Origin of the sequence: Lelliottia sp. SL45, from assembly GCF_026672535.1 — a bacterium.
Taxonomy (GTDB): domain Bacteria; phylum Pseudomonadota; class Gammaproteobacteria; order Enterobacterales; family Enterobacteriaceae; genus Enterobacter; species Enterobacter nimipressuralis.
The window spans coordinates 3230436-3246383 of the sequence record NZ_JAPPRH010000003.1 but is presented as its reverse complement, the minus strand read 5'-3'; the positions used below and the strand labels follow the sequence as shown (position 1 = coordinate 3246383).

Sequence of the window (15948 nt, the reverse complement as noted above, 5' to 3'; positions counted from 1 at the left end):
TCGATCACGTTTCTTACGCGCTCAAGCCTGAACTTTGTGATTGCTGTCGCTTTTCTGAATGCGCCTGTTTGCTCATTTATAACGCAACTAATATTTATTAGCTAAATATTATCAGCAAGTGAGGCGACGATGAAACAGCAGTGGAGCAAGGAACAGGCGCAGGCGTGGTATCAGCAAAAAGGGTGGCTGTGCGGATTTAACTATCTGCCATCGACGGCGGTGAACTGGACCGATATCTGGCAGCAGGAGACGTTCGATGCCGAAACCATCGACCGCGAGCTGGGCTGGGCGGCGGAGGCGGGCTACAACACCCTGCGCATAAATCTGCCGTTTATCGTCTGGGAGCACGATCGCGACGGGCTACTGGCGCGCATTGAGCACTTTCTGACGCTGGCTGACCGCCACGGGTTCAGCACTATGCTGACGCTGATGGACGACTGCGGGTTCTCGGGCGACGAGCCGTATCTCGGCCCGCAAAAGCCACCGGTGCCGGGCAAACACAACAGCCAGGCGGCGGCAAGCCCAGGGCGCGATAAAGTGTGTGATCGCGACTGCTGGCCGCAAATTGAGCGCTATATCCGCGACGTTATCCGCCATTTCCGCGATGATAAGCGCGTTCTGCTCTGGGATCTCTATAACGAACCGGGCAACCGCGGGATTTTTGCAACGGGCACCGTGGAAGTGCTCTATGACGAAAAACTGGAAACCTACGCGCATGAATTAATGAAACTGGCGTTTCAGTGGGCGCGGGAAGAAGATCCTGAGCAACCCCTGACGGTCTGCGCATGGCGCGTGCCGCCGGAGGAGGCAGGGGAGACGTTCTTCCAGCATCCGCTCGATCAAACCGCGCTGGGCCTGTCGGACGTGGTGAGTTATCACGCCTACACCAATACCGGACGTATGACGGCGATTATTCAGCAATTACACGAGCTTGGCCGCCCGCTGTTTTGCACCGAATGGCTGGCGCGTCACGTCGGCAGCACCATCGAAGAGCAGCTTCCGCTGATGTACACCGCGAAGGTCGCGCCCTATCAGTGGGGCCTGGTGCGCGGCAAAACCCAGACCTGGCTGCCGTGGCCGGTGATCATGACCGGCTCCACCGACTACTGCCGTCTGTGGTTCCACGACGTCTTTGAAGAGAACGGTATCCCCTTCTCGCGCAGTGAAATCGCCCTGATGCGCAAGCTCCGACAAATCGCCCCGCAGCCGCAGGCATAACAATAACGATCCGGCGGTACGCCGCCGGACAACAAGGTACGCACTATGGCAACGACAATGAAAATACCGTCTCGCGAGTTGTGGTCCTATTTTGGCTATGGTTTAGGTCAGTGTTTTAGTTTTGGTTTAGTGGGTTCATTTATTAACTATTTTTACACCGACGTGCTGGGGATCTCGGCGCTGGCGGCAAGCTCGATCTTCCTGATTGCCCGCGTCTGGGATGCGGTTCACGATCCGCTGTTTGCCAGTTTTATGGACACCATTAACAGTCGTTTCGGTAAGTTCAGGCATTTTTTACTTATCGCTCCGCTGCTGATTACCGGCGTCACGCTGCTGTCGTTCTATAAAATCGAAGCGGACATGACCACCAAAATCCTCTACGCCGGGGTGACGTACATTCTGTGGGGGACGCTGTACGCCATCTCCGATATCCCGTTCTGGTCCATGTCATCGGTGATGACTAATGACTCCGGCCAGCGCACCCGCGCAGTGACGGCGGCCATGCTCGGGGTTAACGCCGGTATTGCCTGCGCGAATATCTTCTTCCCGAAACTGGCGGCGTTTTTCGCTCAGTACAGCAACGACAAAGGCTATTTTATGGCGGCGCTGGTGATGATGCTGTTCGGCCTGCCGCTGATGCTGAACGGGTTTATGCAGATTAAAGAGCGCGTGCCGCCGAGCACCGAGAAGGTGACGATGCGAGACACCTTCCACAATCTGCGCCAGAACAAGCCGCTGTTTATCATCCTGCTGTCGTTCTTTTTCTGCGTATTCCATAACGTCGCCAACGGGATTTACATCTACTTCTTTATCTACAATCTGGGCGACGGCAGCCTGCAGATGGCGATTGGCGTGATGGGGATCGTGGCGGCGGTGGTGTGTTTGATTGCGCCGATGCTGACGCGCAAAATGCAGAAACGAAAACTGTTTATGATTCTCTGTGGGCTGGATATCGCCGTGCGCGCGGTAATGTGGTTCGCGGGCTATCAGCACACGGCGCTGCTGTTCTTGCTGCTCGGCCTGAGCACGTTGTTCGTGATGATGAGCAATATCCTCACCTCGTCGATGATCGCCGACACCATCGAATACGCCGAGTACCACACCCATAAACGCTGCGCGGCTATCACCTTCTCCGGGCAGACCTTTACCGGCAAAATGTCGGTAGCCGTGGGTGGGGGCTTAATCGGCGTGTTCCTGACGATGATCGGCTACGTGCCGCAGGCGCAAACCCAGAGCGACGGCGTGCTGACCGGGTTATTCTTCGGCATCTGCCTGCTTCCGGCCATTGGCTCGCTGATCCGTCTGGGTTGCATGTCGCGCTTCACCTTTACCGAAGAGAAACACGCTGAGATTTGTCGTCTGCTGGCGGAGCGGCGTCATGCGACGACGCAGGAAAATCAGGGAGACGAGCGTCTTGATCGCCCGGTATCAGTCAACTAACCGACATTGACGCCTGCTCGTCAGGCGTCAATGCACTTTCAGAACACCGGTACGCCCAGCCCCCGTTTCACCTCTTTTAAGGTCGCCTGCGTGACCTCATGGGCGCGTTCGCTGCCTTTTTTCAGTATCTCCATCAGCTGGCTTTTGTCCTGGATGTAGGTCGCCCTCCGCTCGCGCATCGGCGCGATCAGCTCCTGCAGGCACGCTTCCAGCTCGTTTTTACAGGTCCGATCGCCCAGCCCGCCTTGCTGATAGTGGGCTTTCATCGCCGCGACTTTGGCTTTATCCGCATGGAACGCATCCAGCCAGGTGAACACCACGTTACCCTCGATCTGGCCCGGATCGCTCACTTTCAAATGGTGAGGGTCCGTATACATGGCGCTGACGGCGCGGTGAATGGTCTCTTCGCTGGCCGAAAGGTGCAGCGTGTTGCCAAGGGATTTCGACATTTTGGCGTTACCGTCGACGCCCGGCAGACGGCTGGTGTCACTCAGCATCGCTTTGCAGTGGCGCAGCACCGGGGCGGGCAGCAGGCTATTCATCTTGTGTACGATTTCGTTGGTTTGTTCGATCATCGGCAACTGGTCATCGCCGACCGGCACCACTTCGGCTTTAAACGCGGTAATGTCCGCCGCCTGGCTGATGGGGTACACCAGGAAACCGGCGGGCAGCGAGCGGGCAAACCCTTTCTGCGCGATCTCATTTTTCACCGTCGGATTACGCTCCACGCGCGCCACGGTGACGATGTTCATATACAGCATCGTCAGCTCGGCAAGCGCCGGAAGGGCGGATTGCAGGCAGAGGGTGGTGACATCGGGGTCGATACCTGCGGCAAGATAATCGGCCAGCACTTCGGGGATGTTGTCGCGTATTTTTTGCGGGTTACTGCCGTTATCCGTCAGGCCCTGCAGGTCTGCGACCAGCACAAACTGTTGATAGTCATGCTGCAACGCAACACGCTGGCGTAGCGATCCGACATAGTGGCCGAGATGCAAAGGGCCAGTCGGACGGTCGCCGGTGAGAATAGTCGTTTTAGGGTTCATGAAAGACTCCTTAAGGTTTTAAAAGCCGAAAGACGTCTCTGAAATGCAATAGCCGCCTTTCGGCGGCTATCTGAAAAGAGGGAAAACACTTCCGGGCCGCCGTTAAGAAGGCAGCCACCACAGGGTGTGATGTAAAGCGGGGAGGTGTTTTCTGTTCATCGAATTACCGTATCATGTTCTGAGCGAAACACAACAGGGGATCGTATGCTGCAATCACTCAACCACCTCACGCTGGCCGTCAGCAATCTGCAAACCAGCGTGGCGTTCTGGCGCGATCTGCTGGGTTTATCACTGCATGCGCAGTGGGACACCGGCGCGTATCTTACCTGTGGCGATCTTTGGCTGTGCCTGTCGTTTGACGAGACCCGCGACTATGTTCCGCCCAACGAAAGCGACTACACCCACTATGCGTTCAGCGTCGCACCGGCAGATTTTGACTCGTTTTCACATAGGCTTGAGCAGGCGGGCGTCACCGTCTGGAAAAGCAATAAAAGCGAAGGGGCGTCGTTCTATTTTCTCGATCCAGACGGGCATAAGCTGGAACTGCATGTGGGCGATCTCGCCGCGCGACTGGCGGCGTGTCGGGAAAAGCCCTATGCCGGGATGCAGTTTTATTCACCGGCGTGATCGCAAACCATCTCACGCTGCGAAATGTCCATCTGCGCGTAGCCTGCCGCCAAAAATAGCCGCGCAAAACGCTCCGGCACTGCGACCGGGGTGCTGATTGCTGGATACTGCTCGATCAGTGTTTGCAACAGGCGCAGCGCCTCTCCCTTACGCCGCGATGCCGGTTCCACAAACAGATAGCGCAGCTGTGGCGCAGGGCCGTGAGTCGTGATGGCCGCCCATGCACCTCCGGTGTTTAACACCTTGCAGGGTAACGAGCGCAGCGCCAGCGGATCGAGCTGCCAGGGCGTGGTCTCCCGTGGCGCAGAAAAGAGCGCACGGTAGAGCGCATCCAGCGTGGTAGTGTGCAGTTCTGCGCCCGGCGGGTTCTTCGTCGTGATGGCTTTAAAGCCGTACAGCGCCTGTGAATCGCGGAAACCCAGCGATCGATACAGCGCAATCCCGGCGTGGTTCTCGGCGATCACTTCCAGATAAAAACGCGCTACGTCTTTGGTTTTCAACGTGGCGAACAGCGGTGCGAGCATCGTGCGGGCTAGCCCTTTCCCACGAAGTGGCGGAACGATAGCAAACGCCGCGAGACGGGCGAGAGCGTCGCGTCGGGCGATAATGGCGATTGCCACCGGCTCACCGTTCTGCAGCCAGACGCAGGAGTCTTCCATGCTCATCCCCTCTGCGGCAAAACGCAGGGCAATAGCCTCGGGCGTGAGCGAAAACGGGACGAAATAGTCCTGAAAGCAGCGCTCCAGAATGCGAGTAAGTTCCGTCACGCTGAAGTGAAGGGCGCTGACTGCGGTCAGTTCCATGAGGGCGATCCTCGGTAAGGGAGAGGACATCAGTGTAGCGGATGAACCCTCTCCTGTATTTCTGAACGTTCCGGGTTTTCACTTCACCGGCAAACGCAGAAATTACTCCCCCACCAGTTCAATTCTGTTCCCGTCGGGATCGGCGATCACCGCTTCGTAAAATCCATCGCCTGTCATGCGCGGTGCGCTGAGCAGGGTACTGTTCTGCCGCGCCTGATCCGCCATACGATCCACGTTCGCTTTGCTGCCGACGTTGAGGGCGATATGCGCCCAGCCGACAAATTCCGGGTAAGCGGGGGCGTCGGCCAGCTCCGGGACCGTCATCAGCTCAATCGTCGGGCCGTCGGTGAGCGTAATAAAGTGCGATGCAAAGCCGGGGCGGTTTTTGCTGATGTAAATCTCGTTGCTGCGACCCCCGAAAACCGTTTCCCAGAACTGAACCTGCGCGGACAGGTTGCGGGTCCAGAGGGCGACATGTGCAATTTTCATATTAAGCCTCGTTGTTTGCTGCGCGTTGTTGGGTGATGTTCCTGAAACCGGGCGGGCAACTCTTCCCGCTGCACTTTTTGCTGCGATCGCTCAGTGTGGCTGACGGGCTGGAACCAGAATCCGTCGTAAGGCTGAGTAGCCACAAGCGGGTGAGACGGCTTGCTGCGTTTTATCATCATGCTCCCTTCCAGGCTGCATTGTTGACAGGGTGAGCGTCATGCAACATTATGCGCATTGATGCTCGATTTGGATTTTAACAGGACCCTTTATGCTCGATTATGCTGCTTTTCCGGAACAACGACAAGACCTGATCCGCAAGATCCTTCAGGAGAAGGGCCGGGTAGTCTGCACGGAGTTAGCCACCCAGATGAAGGTGTCTGAGCACACAATTCGCCGTGATTTACATGAGCTTAGCAAAGAGGGATTATGCAAAAAGGTCTACGGTGGCGCGGTGCTTCAACTGCCGGATGCGGGAAACTTCCTTAGCCGCGAGCAAAAAAATCCTGCAAAAAAAGACATGATCGCGCAGAAAGCGGCAACCTTTATCAAATCCGGCAGCTGCATTTTTATGGATACCGGCACAACCAATCTGGCTCTGGCGAAAGCGTTGCCTGCCGATCTTAAGGTGACTATCGTGACCAATTCGCCGGCAATTGCGGCGGAGCTGCTGCGCCACCCGCTGTGTGAGGTGATCATGACTGGCGGGCAGATTCAGCGCGCCTCCGGCGGCGCGGTTGGGGCGACGGCAGCCAGCCAGATCCAGGGGATTATCTTCGATCAGGCTTTTATCGGCGGCTGCGCAATGGACCCAGAAATGGGGCTGACCGGCTTTGATTTTGCCGACTGCGAGTTCAAGAAAACGGTGATTGCCCAAAGCAATCAGACCATCGTGGCGCTGACCACCGACAAGATCCCCGGCGTGGCGCGCTTCGTGGTCGCCAAAACCGGTGATATCGATGTGCTGGTGGTTGAAGCGAGTATGAACCAGGACGTTCTTAATGCGTTCGCGACTCAGGATGTTCGCATTGTGTGCGCCTGACGACTTTGCCAGGCAAAACAGGCTACACTCTCACTTTGAGCGCTAAAAGCCGAGGATAATAACAATGCACTTCACACAGAAAGATCGCGACAACACAGAAAAATCAGAAGGGAAAAACGGCGCGGGCGCGCTTCAGCAAAAACTGCTCGAGTCTCGCTCGAGCATTATCTCCGGTGAAATTGACCAGGCGCTGGCCGAGAAAGTGATCACCCAACTGATCCTGCTGCAAAGCGTGAGCAACGATCCGATCAAGCTGTACATCAACAGCCAGGGCGGCCACGTGGAAGCGGGCGATACCATTCACGATTTTATCAAGTTTATCCGCCCGGACGTGCACGTGATCGGGACCGGCTGGGTGGCGAGCGCCGGGATCACCATCTTCCTGGCGGCGAAAAAAGAGCACCGCTATGCGCTGCCCAATACCCGTTTCATGATCCATCAGCCGCTGGGCGGCGTGCGTGGTCAGGCAACGGATATCGAAATCGAAGCGCGTGAAATCATTCGCATGCTGGACCGCGTGAACAAGCTGATCGCCGATGCGACCGGCCAGCCGCTGGAAAAAGTGAAGAAAGACACCGACCGTAACTTCTGGATGTCTCCTGTCGAGGCGCTGGATTACGGCGTCGTGGGCAAAATCATCACCCAGTATGATGAACTGAAACTGGATTAAGTGTTCCTGTTAGCGCCCGGTTTCGGGCGCTAACGTTCATGTAAAATAATCGCTGTCCAGTTGGGTCTTATGACCTCCGGAAATTCCGGATACGGCTCCAGCCGTGTACAAGCCCCGGCCCAGATAAAGGTATCCTCGCCCACCCGATACCAGTGCGCATTGCCCTCAACCGCATCTCCCACCACCGCCCCCTGAACCGTCACGCGACTCCCGGCAGGTAGCGCATTCGCAACGGGCGAAAAAACCGACGGATTTTCCCTGCGTGTGAAAACGCCCATCGTGGTGCTAACCGTTCCTGAAACAGGAAGTTCAGTGTAATGGCTCATATCAGGCCTCGTAACAGCGCGCTCATAGTCATTAACGATATAAGTCGCCAGGGATCGGGCGATAACCTTAAAGGCTGAAACTGTCACGGTGTGTCATGCGAACGGCTGAAGGGGAGGGATTTGGCGGCCAATTGACCCACGACAAAGCAGCCTCACGGCTCGTCTCTCATAATCGGACCTGTTTCCCTTCTCACTGGTGCTTTCCATGGCGTATCAACTGAATCTCAACTGGCCGGAATTTCTTGAAAAATACTGGCAAAAACAACCCGTTGTGCTGAAAAATGCCTTCCCGAATTTTGTCGATCCGATCACGCCTGATGAACTCGCGGGCCTGGCGATGGAGCCAGAAGTCGACAGCCGTCTGGTCAGCCATTTCAACGGTGAGTGGCAGGCGAGCAACGGTCCTTTCGAGCATTTTGACGGACTGGGTGAAAACGGCTGGTCGCTGCTGGCGCAGGCGGTGAACCACTGGCACATGCCGTCCGCTGAGCTGGTACGCCCGTTCCGCGTGCTGCCAGACTGGCGTCTGGACGATCTGATGATCTCCTACTCCGTGCCTGGCGGCGGCGTTGGCCCGCACATCGATCAGTACGATGTGTTTATCATTCAGGGGATGGGCAGCCGCCGCTGGCGCGTGGGCGACAAGCTGCCGATGCGTCAGTTCTGCCCGCATCCGGCGCTGCTGCACGTCGATCCCTTTACGCCGATTATCGACGAAGATCTGGAGCCGGGCGATATTCTCTACATTCCGCCTGGATTCCCGCACGACGGCTTTACCCACGAAACCGCGCTGAATTATTCCGTGGGCTTCCGTGGGCCTAACGGTCGTGATCTGATCAGCAGCTTTGCCGACTACGCGCTGGAAAACGATCTGGGCGGCGAGCACTACAGCGATCCGGATCTGACCTGTCGCGAACACCCTGGCCGCGTAGAGCAGTACGAACTTGATCGTCTGCGCAACATGATGATCGAGATGATCAGCCAGCCAGAAGATTTCAAAAAATGGTTCGGCAGCTTTGTCAGCACTCCGCGTCACGAGCTGGATATCGCCGCGGCGGAACCGGCTTACGAACCTGAAGAGGTGCTGGATGCCTTGCAGGGCGGCGAAACGCTCTCCCGCCTGAGCGGTCTGCGCGTGCTGAACGTGGGCGGCAGTTTCTTTATCAACAGCGAACTGCTCGAAACGGTAGATGCGAAAGCGGCCGATGTGCTGTGCCGTTACACCGAGTTTGGCCAGGACGAACTCGGCGACGCGCTGAAAAACCCGGCGTTTATCGCGGAACTGACGGATCTGATTAACCAGGGTTACTGGTACTTCGAAGAGTAATCCGAACGATGACCTGCGGCGGCGTAGCCTTTGCGCCGCCGCAGTGTTAATGTTCGTGTGTCATCCGCCCACGCAAACGCCATCATGAATCTTGCCGCACAGCCTGATAGCTCAACCAAACGCCTGTTCTGCGTTGAGGATTTTATTGGCTTTGGCGAGCGCTACGGTATTGATTATCGCTTTCCGCATCTGGCAGATAACGCCTGGGACAGCCCCGTTCTGCACGGCGATGTCGAAGAGATGACCCTCTCCTCCGGTATTTCCCTGACGCACTCCGACGTGCGCGTGCTCCAGCCCTACGAAACCACCTCCCGCCACAGCAGCCCGCTTTATATGCTGGTGGTGCTGGAAGGTTGCGTCACGCTGACGCTGAACGGCCAGGAATATCAGGTGCTGCCGGGGATGGCCTTTAGCTCGCAGCTGAGCGAACAGCAGGCGATGAGCGCCCGTCACGACGCGGACTGCACCCTGAAAACTCTTTCCTTTGGCGTCTATCCGAATAATGCCGATCGCCAGAGCTTACTGGAAACGCTGCTTCAGGAATGGCAGCGTCTGGATGCGCCAACGTTCGTCTGGCCGGTGCCTGGATTTGTATTGATCGGCATTCAGCATGCGCAGCAGAAGGGGCTGAGCGCCGTGGCGCGCACGCTGTTGCTCGAAGGGCTGATGTACCAGTTGCTCGGCCACGGTCTGAACCAGTGCCAGCCGCAAACAGGACGCAGTGCTTTGTCGCCGAGCGGAGAACATGCCCGTCTGGAACGTATCCGGCGCATGCTGGAACAGTCGCCGGAACAGGAGTACACCCTCGCACAGCTGGCGACGCAGGCGGCCATGAGCTCTGGCAGCCTGCGGACGAAGTTCCGCCACGCCTACGGCAAAACGGTGTTTGATTACCTGCGCGACTGCCGTCTGGAGCTGGCACGCCGCTATCTGCTGGAAGGGCACAGCGTGCAGCAGGCCGCGTGGATGTCCGGCTATCAGCACGCGACCAATTTCGCCACTGCGTTTCGCCGTCGATACGGTATCTCCCCCGGCGATCTGCGCCGACACGGCTAACTCACTTTTCGCCATCGCGCGAATCTCCCGCATACGATTTGTCATTTCGCATACGTCACCTGGCGTCGTGCATAGCTGTTTGCGATCTCAAAAAGGTAATAATTCTTATTAACAATTAGAAATACCTTTGGAGACTTTCATGTTCGCTAAATCACGGCTGGCACTGCTGGTGGGATGGGTGACCGGCAGCGTTGCGTTCCCTTTGCTGGCGCAGGATACGCCGAAAACCGAAACCGTCGTTGTCACCTCGCAAATGCAGAGTGGCGCCACCAAACTCGAAACGCCCGATATCGAAACCCCGCAGTCGGTGTCGATCGTGACGCGCGAGCAGTTCGAAGAGCAGGGCGCGACCAGCGTGCGCCAGGCGGTGAGCTATACGCCTGGCGTCTACAGCAACCAGATTGGTGCGTCGAACCGCTTTGATTACATCGTGCTGCGCGGCTTCTCCGACGGCAGCCTGGATAACGTCTATCTCGACGGTCTGAAGATGATGGGGGATACCAACTCCCACAGCTCGCTGGTCGTCGATCCCTGGTTCCTGGAAAATATCGAAGTGGTGCGTGGCCCGGCATCCGTGCTGTACGGGCGCTCCTCGCCGGGCGGTATCGTGGCGCTGACCTCGCGCAAACCCTCATTTGATGCGGGCGGTGAGATCAAACTTTTCGCCGGGAATAACGATCAGCGCGGGGCGATGTTCGACGTCACCGGTCCGCTGGACGATAACGACCGCGTGGCCGCACGTCTGAGCGGGATGACCCGCTACGCCGATTCGCAGTTTGGCCCGCTGAAGGAAGAGCGCTACGCGCTGATGCCGAGCCTCACCTGGCGTATCACCGACAACACGCGTCTCGATCTGATGGCCTATCTGCATCGCGATCCGGAAGGCGGGAGCCACTCTGGCCTGCCGTACGAAGGCACCGTGGTTCCCCACGACGGCAAGAAGATTTCCAATACCTTCTTTGAAGGCGAAGACGATTACGACAAATATGACCGCCGCGAGAACATGGTCGGCTACAACATCGAACATATGTTTGATAGCGGCTGGTCGGTGCGCCAGAAGCTGCGCTACCTGCATACCAAAGTCGAGCTGAATCAGGTCTATGCCGCAGGATGGCTGAACGAAACGGATCTGAATCGCGGCTACTCCGGTTCCGACGAGAAGATGAACGCGATCACGCTGGATAACCAGGTGGACGGCAGCTTCGATACCTGGGCGGTGAACCACCGCGTGCTGATCGGTCTGGATTATCAGGATCGCAGCAACAATACCACTGGCTACTACGGTGGTTTCCCGCCGATCAATGCCTTCCACCCGGTGTACGGCGCGAAGCCGGATTACATCACCATGTACAGCAAAGAGAAGCACAAGCTGCGCCAGACGGGCTACTACCTGCAGGATCAGATGTCCATCGACCGCTGGCGACTGACGCTGGGCGGGCGTTACGACCAGGTGAGCGTCTCCAATATCGACAAGCTCAACAGCAGCCGCAGCGATCTGGATAAGAACAACTTCAGCAGCCGTGCGGCGCTGCTGTACCTGTTCGATAACGGTATTGCACCGTACATCAGCTACTCCACGGCCTTCACGCCGACCAGCTTTGCCGATGAGAACGGCCAGATCCTGGACCCGATGAAGGGCAAGCAGTGGGAAGCGGGCGTGAAGGTGGAGCCGGAGGGGATGAACAGCCAGTTCAGTGCGTCGGTGTTCCGCATTAACCAGAAAAACATCGCCACCAAAGAGGAGCCGACAGATCCGTACCGCTCCATCGGGGAGATCGAATCGGAAGGCGTGGAGCTGGAAGCTATCGGCCAGCTCACCGACAGCCTGCGCGTGCAGGCGGCCTATACCTACACGGACATTCGTTATAAGAAGAGCAGCCCGGAAGAGGAGGGCAAACGCGCCGTCTACGCCCCGCGCAATATGGCCAGCACCTGGCTGAGCTACGACGTCAAAACCGGTCCGTTTGACGGCCTGACGCTCGGTTCCGGCGTGCGTTACGTGAACGGTGTGACGAGCGATCGCCAGAACACGCACACGCTCCCATCCTATACGCTGGTGGATGTTGCGGTGGGCTACGATCTGTCGAAACTGGGTGTGAAGGGGTTGAGCGCGCAGCTTAACGTGAACAACCTGACGGACGAAAGCTACGTGGCGGCCTGTAACTCGCTCTCTTACTGCTACTTCGGCGCAGAGCGCAGTATCGTCGGCAGCGTGTCCTGGAAGTTCTGATGTGAGGCTCATGGAGAGTGTTGCCGCCCGGCGGCAACACTACTCCTCCATAGCGATATAAGTCGCCTCGCCCATTTTCTTCAGCGCCTCACGATTTCTCTCGTTGGGCGGCAATGCGACGTTAATCCGCAGACAGTTGCGATATTTCCCGGATGCGGAAAACAGCGATCCCGCTGCAGCCTGAATCTTCAGCGCACACAGCTGCTTACTGACACACACCATATCCACCTGCTCCGGTAATTCCACCCACAGCAAAAAACTCCCCTGCGGGCGCGTCACGCAAATCTCAGCCGGGAAGTATTGCCGCACCCAGCAGGTGTAACGCTCCATATTTTGCTGATAAATCTGACGCATACGCCGCACATGCCGGTGGTAATGCCCGTCGCGGATAAACGCCGCCACCGCCATCTGCGTGGCGGGAACGTTAAACCCGCCCGCCGAGTATTTCATGTGCATCACCCGGTCGTAATAGCGACCAGGCACAATCCAGCCGACGCGCAGCCCAGGGGCGACGGTTTTGGTAAATGAACTGCACAGCAGCACGCGCCCGTCGATATCGAAAGAGTGAATGGTGCGCGGGCGCGGGTATTCCGCCGCCAGCTCACCGTAAATATCATCTTCAACGATCACAATATCGTGTCGCTGGGCCAGCGCCAGAACCTGCCGTTTGCGCGCTTCCGGCATGATAAACCCGAGCGGGTTATTACAGTTTGGTACCAGGATCACCGCTTTGATCGGCCACTGCTCCAGCGCCAGTTCCAGCGCTTCAATGCTGATCCCGGTTTCAGGATCCGTTGGGATCTCAATGGCTTTGATATCAAACCCGCGCAGCATCTGCATGGTGCCGTGAAACGACGGCGACTCTACCGCCACAATATCCCCCGGCTTACACACGGAGAGCAGCGCCAGAGAGAGCGCACCGTGACAGCCGTTGGTGATGACGATCTCGTCTGCCGCGACGGTCGATCCGCCGTCGAGCATCAGGCGCGCGATCTGCTCACGCAGCTCTTTACGCCCCTCCAGCACGTCATAGCTCAGCATTTCCGCCGGGTTGTGCTGCGCGATGCGGCTCATCTCGCGCCACAGGGGTTTCAGGCTTGGCTGGGTCAGATCCGGCGAGCCGCCGCCAAAGGAGACCATCTCGCGATCGCCGCGCGCATCGAGCAGCATCATTACTTCATCCCACTGGGTGACGTCCACCGGGCGCTGCACCGGGCGGGTCATCGCCGGAACGGGCGGCAGGGCTTTTTTCTGCGAGACAAAATAGCCTGAACGCGGCTGGGGGGTAATCAGCTGAAGATTTTCGAGGGTCTGATAGGCCTGCTGAATGGTGCTGATGCTGACGCCATGCTCCTGGCTAAGGGCACGCACCGACGGTAACCGCTCGCCGCTGCGATACAGCCCCTGTTCAATGCGTTGCGCCAGAAGATTGGCCAGATGTTGGTAGCGCGTCATGCTGTATCCTCGAATGTGACCATACAGATGGTTAAACCAGTACAGATAAGGGCGAAAATCGCCATGCAGATTCATTTTTAGCGGATCTGTATGTTAAAGAAAAGTTGTTTTTGAATCTGTATTGTAAAGCCGGTTTCCGACGATGATAGAGCCTCAAACAGCGTGAGGAGAACATCATGGAATTCAACGAAAACCGCCCAAACAGACCTTTTATCGGCTTCGTTTTTATCTGGCAGGCGTTGATCAAATGGCGTCGCCGCCAGCAGACGCGACGTGTGTTGCAGGGCATGAGCGACGAACAGCTGAAGGATGTCGGATTAACGCGAAATGATGCATGCAATATCTGAATGGCAGGGCATTTATCTGCGGGGGAGCAGATAAATGCCTGAAGATTACTCTGCGGTGGTTTTGCTGGTGTTTTCCGCGATGCGGCGCAGGTATTCGTTATTTTTAAACGCCACCATAATCAGCTCGAACATCACGCGACAGCCGATCAGGCTGAAAATCATGCCGATAAAACCGGTAAACAGATGCTCGGTGAACATGGAATACACACCGCCGATCAGAATCAGCACCATGGCGATCCAGTAGAAAAAGACCAGCACGCGCGGCGTTAACAGATAATCAAATCCTAAAATTGACTTCATTTTCTTGTCCTTAGAAAAATGTCGGAATCCGACGAAATAAGCCCGCAGAGTATAAAGAGATGTTCTGCCACGCACACCTACGAAATTTATCGGGTCCGATACTGGCTATTCCAGCAGGCGCAGGGTCTCGGCCTGCGGGCGTCGCAGCAGTTCCAGCGCCTCGTCATAGCTGCGCACGTTGTTATAGCCCATCACCAGCCCGTAGCGTTTACCGGAACCGCGATACCACTCTGAAAGCGCATTGACCTGCAGCTGCTGCGCCTGCCAGCAGCGGGCGATCTCGCGGTCGCAACTGCCTGCGCTCAGGAATGCCACGATATGCATTCCGCCATCGTTTTGCTCTGTGAAAAACCGCTCGCCATACACCTCCTGTAGTGCGGCGATCATCCAGTCGCGACGCTGCTGGTAGAGTGTGCGCATCTTTTTCAGATGGCGGAAAAAGTGGCCATCGTTAAGAAAGGTGGTGAGAATTTTTTGCGTCAGCACCGGCTGGCCGCTGGCAACAATATCCGCGCAGTCGGTAAAGGCCTCCACGGTGCTGGCGGGCATCACCAGATAGCCCATGCGCAGGGAGGGCATCACGGTTTTGCTGAACGTGCCCATAAAGATCACCCGGTCGTGACGATCGAGGCTTTTCAACGACGGCAGCACTTTGCGGGTGTAGTGAAACTCGCCGTCGTAGTCGTCCTCGATGATCCACGCCTCGTTATGCGTTGCCCAGTTGAGCAACTGCTGTTTGCGCGGCAGAGAAAGCGTTACCGCCAGCGGGCTTTGATGTGAAGGGGTGACGATGGCAAAACGGGCGTCACGGTGGTGGCGCAGAAGATACTCTGTGTCCATTCCGGCGCGATCCACGGGCACCGTGTGCAGGCGCGGGACGATCCGCTTTAACAGCTGCTGCCCCATAAAATAGCCCGGATCTTCGAATACCACTTTATCGCTGCGGCTTGCCAGCGTATCGAGGATCAGCCGCAGGCTGCCGCTGTACCCGCTGGTGATCAGCACCTGTTCTGCCGTGCAGGACAATCCGCGCGAAATGTTCAGGTAGCTGGCAATCGCCTGGCGCAGGGGATACCAGCCCATGACCGGCGGGTTCAGCATCTCTTCCTGACGCATCGATCGCGTCGCCTGGCCTGCCAGCAGCAGCCACTTTTTATAGGGAAAACTGTCCAGCGCCGGAATACCTGGACGCAGGAAACCGGCGCGCTCGCGCTGGCTGATGAGCGATTCCGGCAGCGTGCCGGTGGCCTGCTCAGTGGGAGCCGGTTGTTTCGCCGGGAGGGTTAAATCAGGATTCACCCGCGTCCCGCGCGCCCCCTCGCTCACCAGATAGCCCTCTCCGATCAAGATCGCGTAAGCCGTTTCGACGGTTTTGCGCGCCACTTTCAGCTCTTCGGCCAGCACGCGGATGGCAGGCACTTTGTCGCCGGGCTTCAGCACGCCGCGCGTGATGTTGTCGCGATAGCGGGTGTAGATATCGTGATAGCCCGATTTCATGTCCTACCTCGTTTCCTGGATTTTGTGTCTTTTTACTATGTCATGATCGGCGTAGATTTGCCCCATCGCATTTGATATGCC

Annotated in this window: 16 protein-coding genes; 9 read left to right on the top strand and 7 right to left on the bottom strand. The window is 57.2% G+C overall.

Annotation, left to right across the window (positions count from 1 at the left end):
* Positions 1–129 precede the first annotated feature (129 nt).
* Both OVA10_RS21720 and OVA10_RS21715 read left to right on the top strand, forming a co-directional pair.
* The gene (locus OVA10_RS21720) at positions 130–1218 is read left to right on the top strand and encodes a cellulase family glycosylhydrolase (protein WP_268196783.1); all 1089 of its coding nucleotides are present in this window, start codon (positions 130–132) and stop codon (positions 1216–1218) included.
* 45 nt (positions 1219–1263) lie between these two features.
* On the top strand, positions 1264–2658 hold the full coding sequence (locus OVA10_RS21715) for an MFS transporter (RefSeq protein WP_102104506.1): 1395 nt from the start codon (positions 1264–1266) through the stop codon (positions 2656–2658).
* Positions 2659–2696: 38 nt separating this feature from the next.
* On the opposite strand, the gene trpS is transcribed toward OVA10_RS21715, so the two are convergent.
* A complete protein-coding gene (gene trpS, locus OVA10_RS21710; protein ID WP_268196782.1) occupies positions 2697–3701 on the bottom strand; it encodes a tryptophan--tRNA ligase in 1005 nt (334 codons plus the stop codon).
* A 204-nt stretch (positions 3702–3905) separates the two neighbouring features.
* Here trpS and OVA10_RS21705 point away from each other — a divergent pair, with 204 nt between their 5' ends.
* Complete coding sequence (locus OVA10_RS21705) at positions 3906–4328, top strand: FosA family fosfomycin resistance glutathione transferase (protein ID WP_102104508.1); 423 nt, start codon at positions 3906–3908, stop codon at positions 4326–4328.
* Here the strand turns inward: OVA10_RS21705 and OVA10_RS21700 are convergent.
* The 3 genes from OVA10_RS21700 to OVA10_RS21690 form a co-directional block, all read right to left on the bottom strand.
* Entirely contained in the window at positions 4313–5131 is an 819-nt protein-coding gene (locus OVA10_RS21700) for a GNAT family N-acetyltransferase (protein ID WP_268196781.1), read from the bottom strand. The two genes, OVA10_RS21705 and OVA10_RS21700, sit on opposite strands and share 16 nt — an antisense overlap.
* A 102-nt stretch (positions 5132–5233) precedes the next feature.
* Entirely contained in the window at positions 5234–5620 is a 387-nt protein-coding gene (locus OVA10_RS21695; protein ID WP_268196780.1) for a VOC family protein, read from the bottom strand.
* Entirely contained in the window at positions 5617–5799 is a 183-nt protein-coding gene (locus OVA10_RS21690) for a hypothetical protein (protein WP_268196779.1), read from the bottom strand. Before OVA10_RS21690 ends, OVA10_RS21695 begins: the two co-directional genes overlap by 4 nt.
* Positions 5800–5888: 89 nt before the next feature.
* On the opposite strand from OVA10_RS21690, the gene OVA10_RS21685 reads away from it, so the two are divergent.
* The 5 genes from OVA10_RS21685 to foxA all read left to right on the top strand — a co-directional run bounded on the left by OVA10_RS21685 (position 5889) and on the right by foxA (position 12268).
* The gene (locus tag OVA10_RS21685; protein ID WP_268196778.1) at positions 5889–6659 is read left to right on the top strand and encodes a DeoR/GlpR family DNA-binding transcription regulator; all 771 of its coding nucleotides are present in this window, start codon (positions 5889–5891) and stop codon (positions 6657–6659) included.
* A gap of 64 nt (positions 6660–6723) precedes the next feature.
* On the top strand, positions 6724–7329 hold the full coding sequence (locus OVA10_RS21680) for an ATP-dependent Clp protease proteolytic subunit (protein ID WP_268196777.1): 606 nt from the start codon (positions 6724–6726) through the stop codon (positions 7327–7329).
* Between the two features lie 531 nt (positions 7330–7860).
* A complete protein-coding gene (locus OVA10_RS21675) occupies positions 7861–8982 on the top strand; it encodes a ribosomal protein uL16 3-hydroxylase (RefSeq protein WP_248859613.1) in 1122 nt (373 codons plus the stop codon).
* 84 nt (positions 8983–9066) lie between these two features.
* The gene (locus tag OVA10_RS21670) at positions 9067–10038 is read left to right on the top strand and encodes a helix-turn-helix transcriptional regulator (protein WP_248859614.1); all 972 of its coding nucleotides are present in this window, start codon (positions 9067–9069) and stop codon (positions 10036–10038) included.
* 121 nt (positions 10039–10159) lie between these two features.
* A complete protein-coding gene (gene foxA, locus OVA10_RS21665) occupies positions 10160–12268 on the top strand; it encodes a ferrioxamine B receptor FoxA (protein WP_248860250.1) in 2109 nt (702 codons plus the stop codon).
* 39 nt (positions 12269–12307) lie between these two features.
* Here foxA and OVA10_RS21660 read toward each other — a convergent pair whose 3' ends face one another.
* Positions 12308–13723, bottom strand: a complete 1416-nt coding sequence (locus tag OVA10_RS21660; protein ID WP_268196776.1) for an aminotransferase-like domain-containing protein — start codon at positions 13721–13723, stop codon at positions 12308–12310.
* A 176-nt stretch (positions 13724–13899) separates the two neighbouring features.
* Here OVA10_RS21660 and OVA10_RS21655 point away from each other — a divergent pair, with 176 nt between their 5' ends.
* Positions 13900–14070, top strand: a complete 171-nt coding sequence (locus tag OVA10_RS21655) for a DUF1127 domain-containing protein (RefSeq protein WP_181827280.1) — start codon at positions 13900–13902, stop codon at positions 14068–14070.
* 45 nt (positions 14071–14115) lie between these two features.
* On the opposite strand, the gene OVA10_RS21650 is transcribed toward OVA10_RS21655, so the two are convergent.
* Together OVA10_RS21650 and pdxR are read right to left on the bottom strand one after the other, a co-directional pair.
* Positions 14116–14370 (bottom strand): DUF4282 domain-containing protein, encoded by a 255-nt coding sequence (locus tag OVA10_RS21650; RefSeq protein ID WP_102104517.1) that lies wholly within the window; start codon positions 14368–14370, stop codon positions 14116–14118.
* A 105-nt stretch (positions 14371–14475) separates the two neighbouring features.
* Positions 14476–15867, bottom strand: a complete 1392-nt coding sequence (pdxR, locus tag OVA10_RS21645) for a MocR-like pyridoxine biosynthesis transcription factor PdxR (protein WP_268196775.1) — start codon at positions 15865–15867, stop codon at positions 14476–14478.
* Positions 15868–15948: the final 81 nt, after the last annotated feature.

Bases quoted from the DNA above. Each gene is read 5' to 3' on its own strand.
- OVA10_RS21720 (WP_268196783.1), top strand. From the start codon at position 130: ATGAAACAGCAGTGGAGCAAGGAACAGGCGCAGGCGTGGTATCAGCAA.
- OVA10_RS21715 (WP_102104506.1), top strand. From the start codon at position 1,264: ATGGCAACGACAATGAAAATACCGTCTCGCGAGTTGTGGTCCTATTTT.
- trpS (WP_268196782.1), bottom strand. From the start codon at position 3,701: ATGAACCCTAAAACGACTATTCTCACCGGCGACCGTCCGACTGGCCCT.
- OVA10_RS21705 (WP_102104508.1), top strand. From the start codon at position 3,906: ATGCTGCAATCACTCAACCACCTCACGCTGGCCGTCAGCAATCTGCAA.
- OVA10_RS21700 (WP_268196781.1), bottom strand. From the start codon at position 5,131: ATGGAACTGACCGCAGTCAGCGCCCTTCACTTCAGCGTGACGGAACTT.
- OVA10_RS21695 (WP_268196780.1), bottom strand. From the start codon at position 5,620: ATGAAAATTGCACATGTCGCCCTCTGGACCCGCAACCTGTCCGCGCAG.
- OVA10_RS21690 (WP_268196779.1), bottom strand. From the start codon at position 5,799: ATGATGATAAAACGCAGCAAGCCGTCTCACCCGCTTGTGGCTACTCAG.
- OVA10_RS21685 (WP_268196778.1), top strand. From the start codon at position 5,889: ATGCTCGATTATGCTGCTTTTCCGGAACAACGACAAGACCTGATCCGC.
- OVA10_RS21680 (WP_268196777.1), top strand. From the start codon at position 6,724: ATGCACTTCACACAGAAAGATCGCGACAACACAGAAAAATCAGAAGGG.
- OVA10_RS21675 (WP_248859613.1), top strand. From the start codon at position 7,861: ATGGCGTATCAACTGAATCTCAACTGGCCGGAATTTCTTGAAAAATAC.
- OVA10_RS21670 (WP_248859614.1), top strand. From the start codon at position 9,067: ATGAATCTTGCCGCACAGCCTGATAGCTCAACCAAACGCCTGTTCTGC.
- OVA10_RS21660 (WP_268196776.1), bottom strand. From the start codon at position 13,723: ATGACGCGCTACCAACATCTGGCCAATCTTCTGGCGCAACGCATTGAA.
- OVA10_RS21655 (WP_181827280.1), top strand. From the start codon at position 13,900: ATGGAATTCAACGAAAACCGCCCAAACAGACCTTTTATCGGCTTCGTT.
- OVA10_RS21650 (WP_102104517.1), bottom strand. From the start codon at position 14,370: ATGAAGTCAATTTTAGGATTTGATTATCTGTTAACGCCGCGCGTGCTG.
- pdxR (WP_268196775.1), bottom strand. From the start codon at position 15,867: ATGAAATCGGGCTATCACGATATCTACACCCGCTATCGCGACAACATC.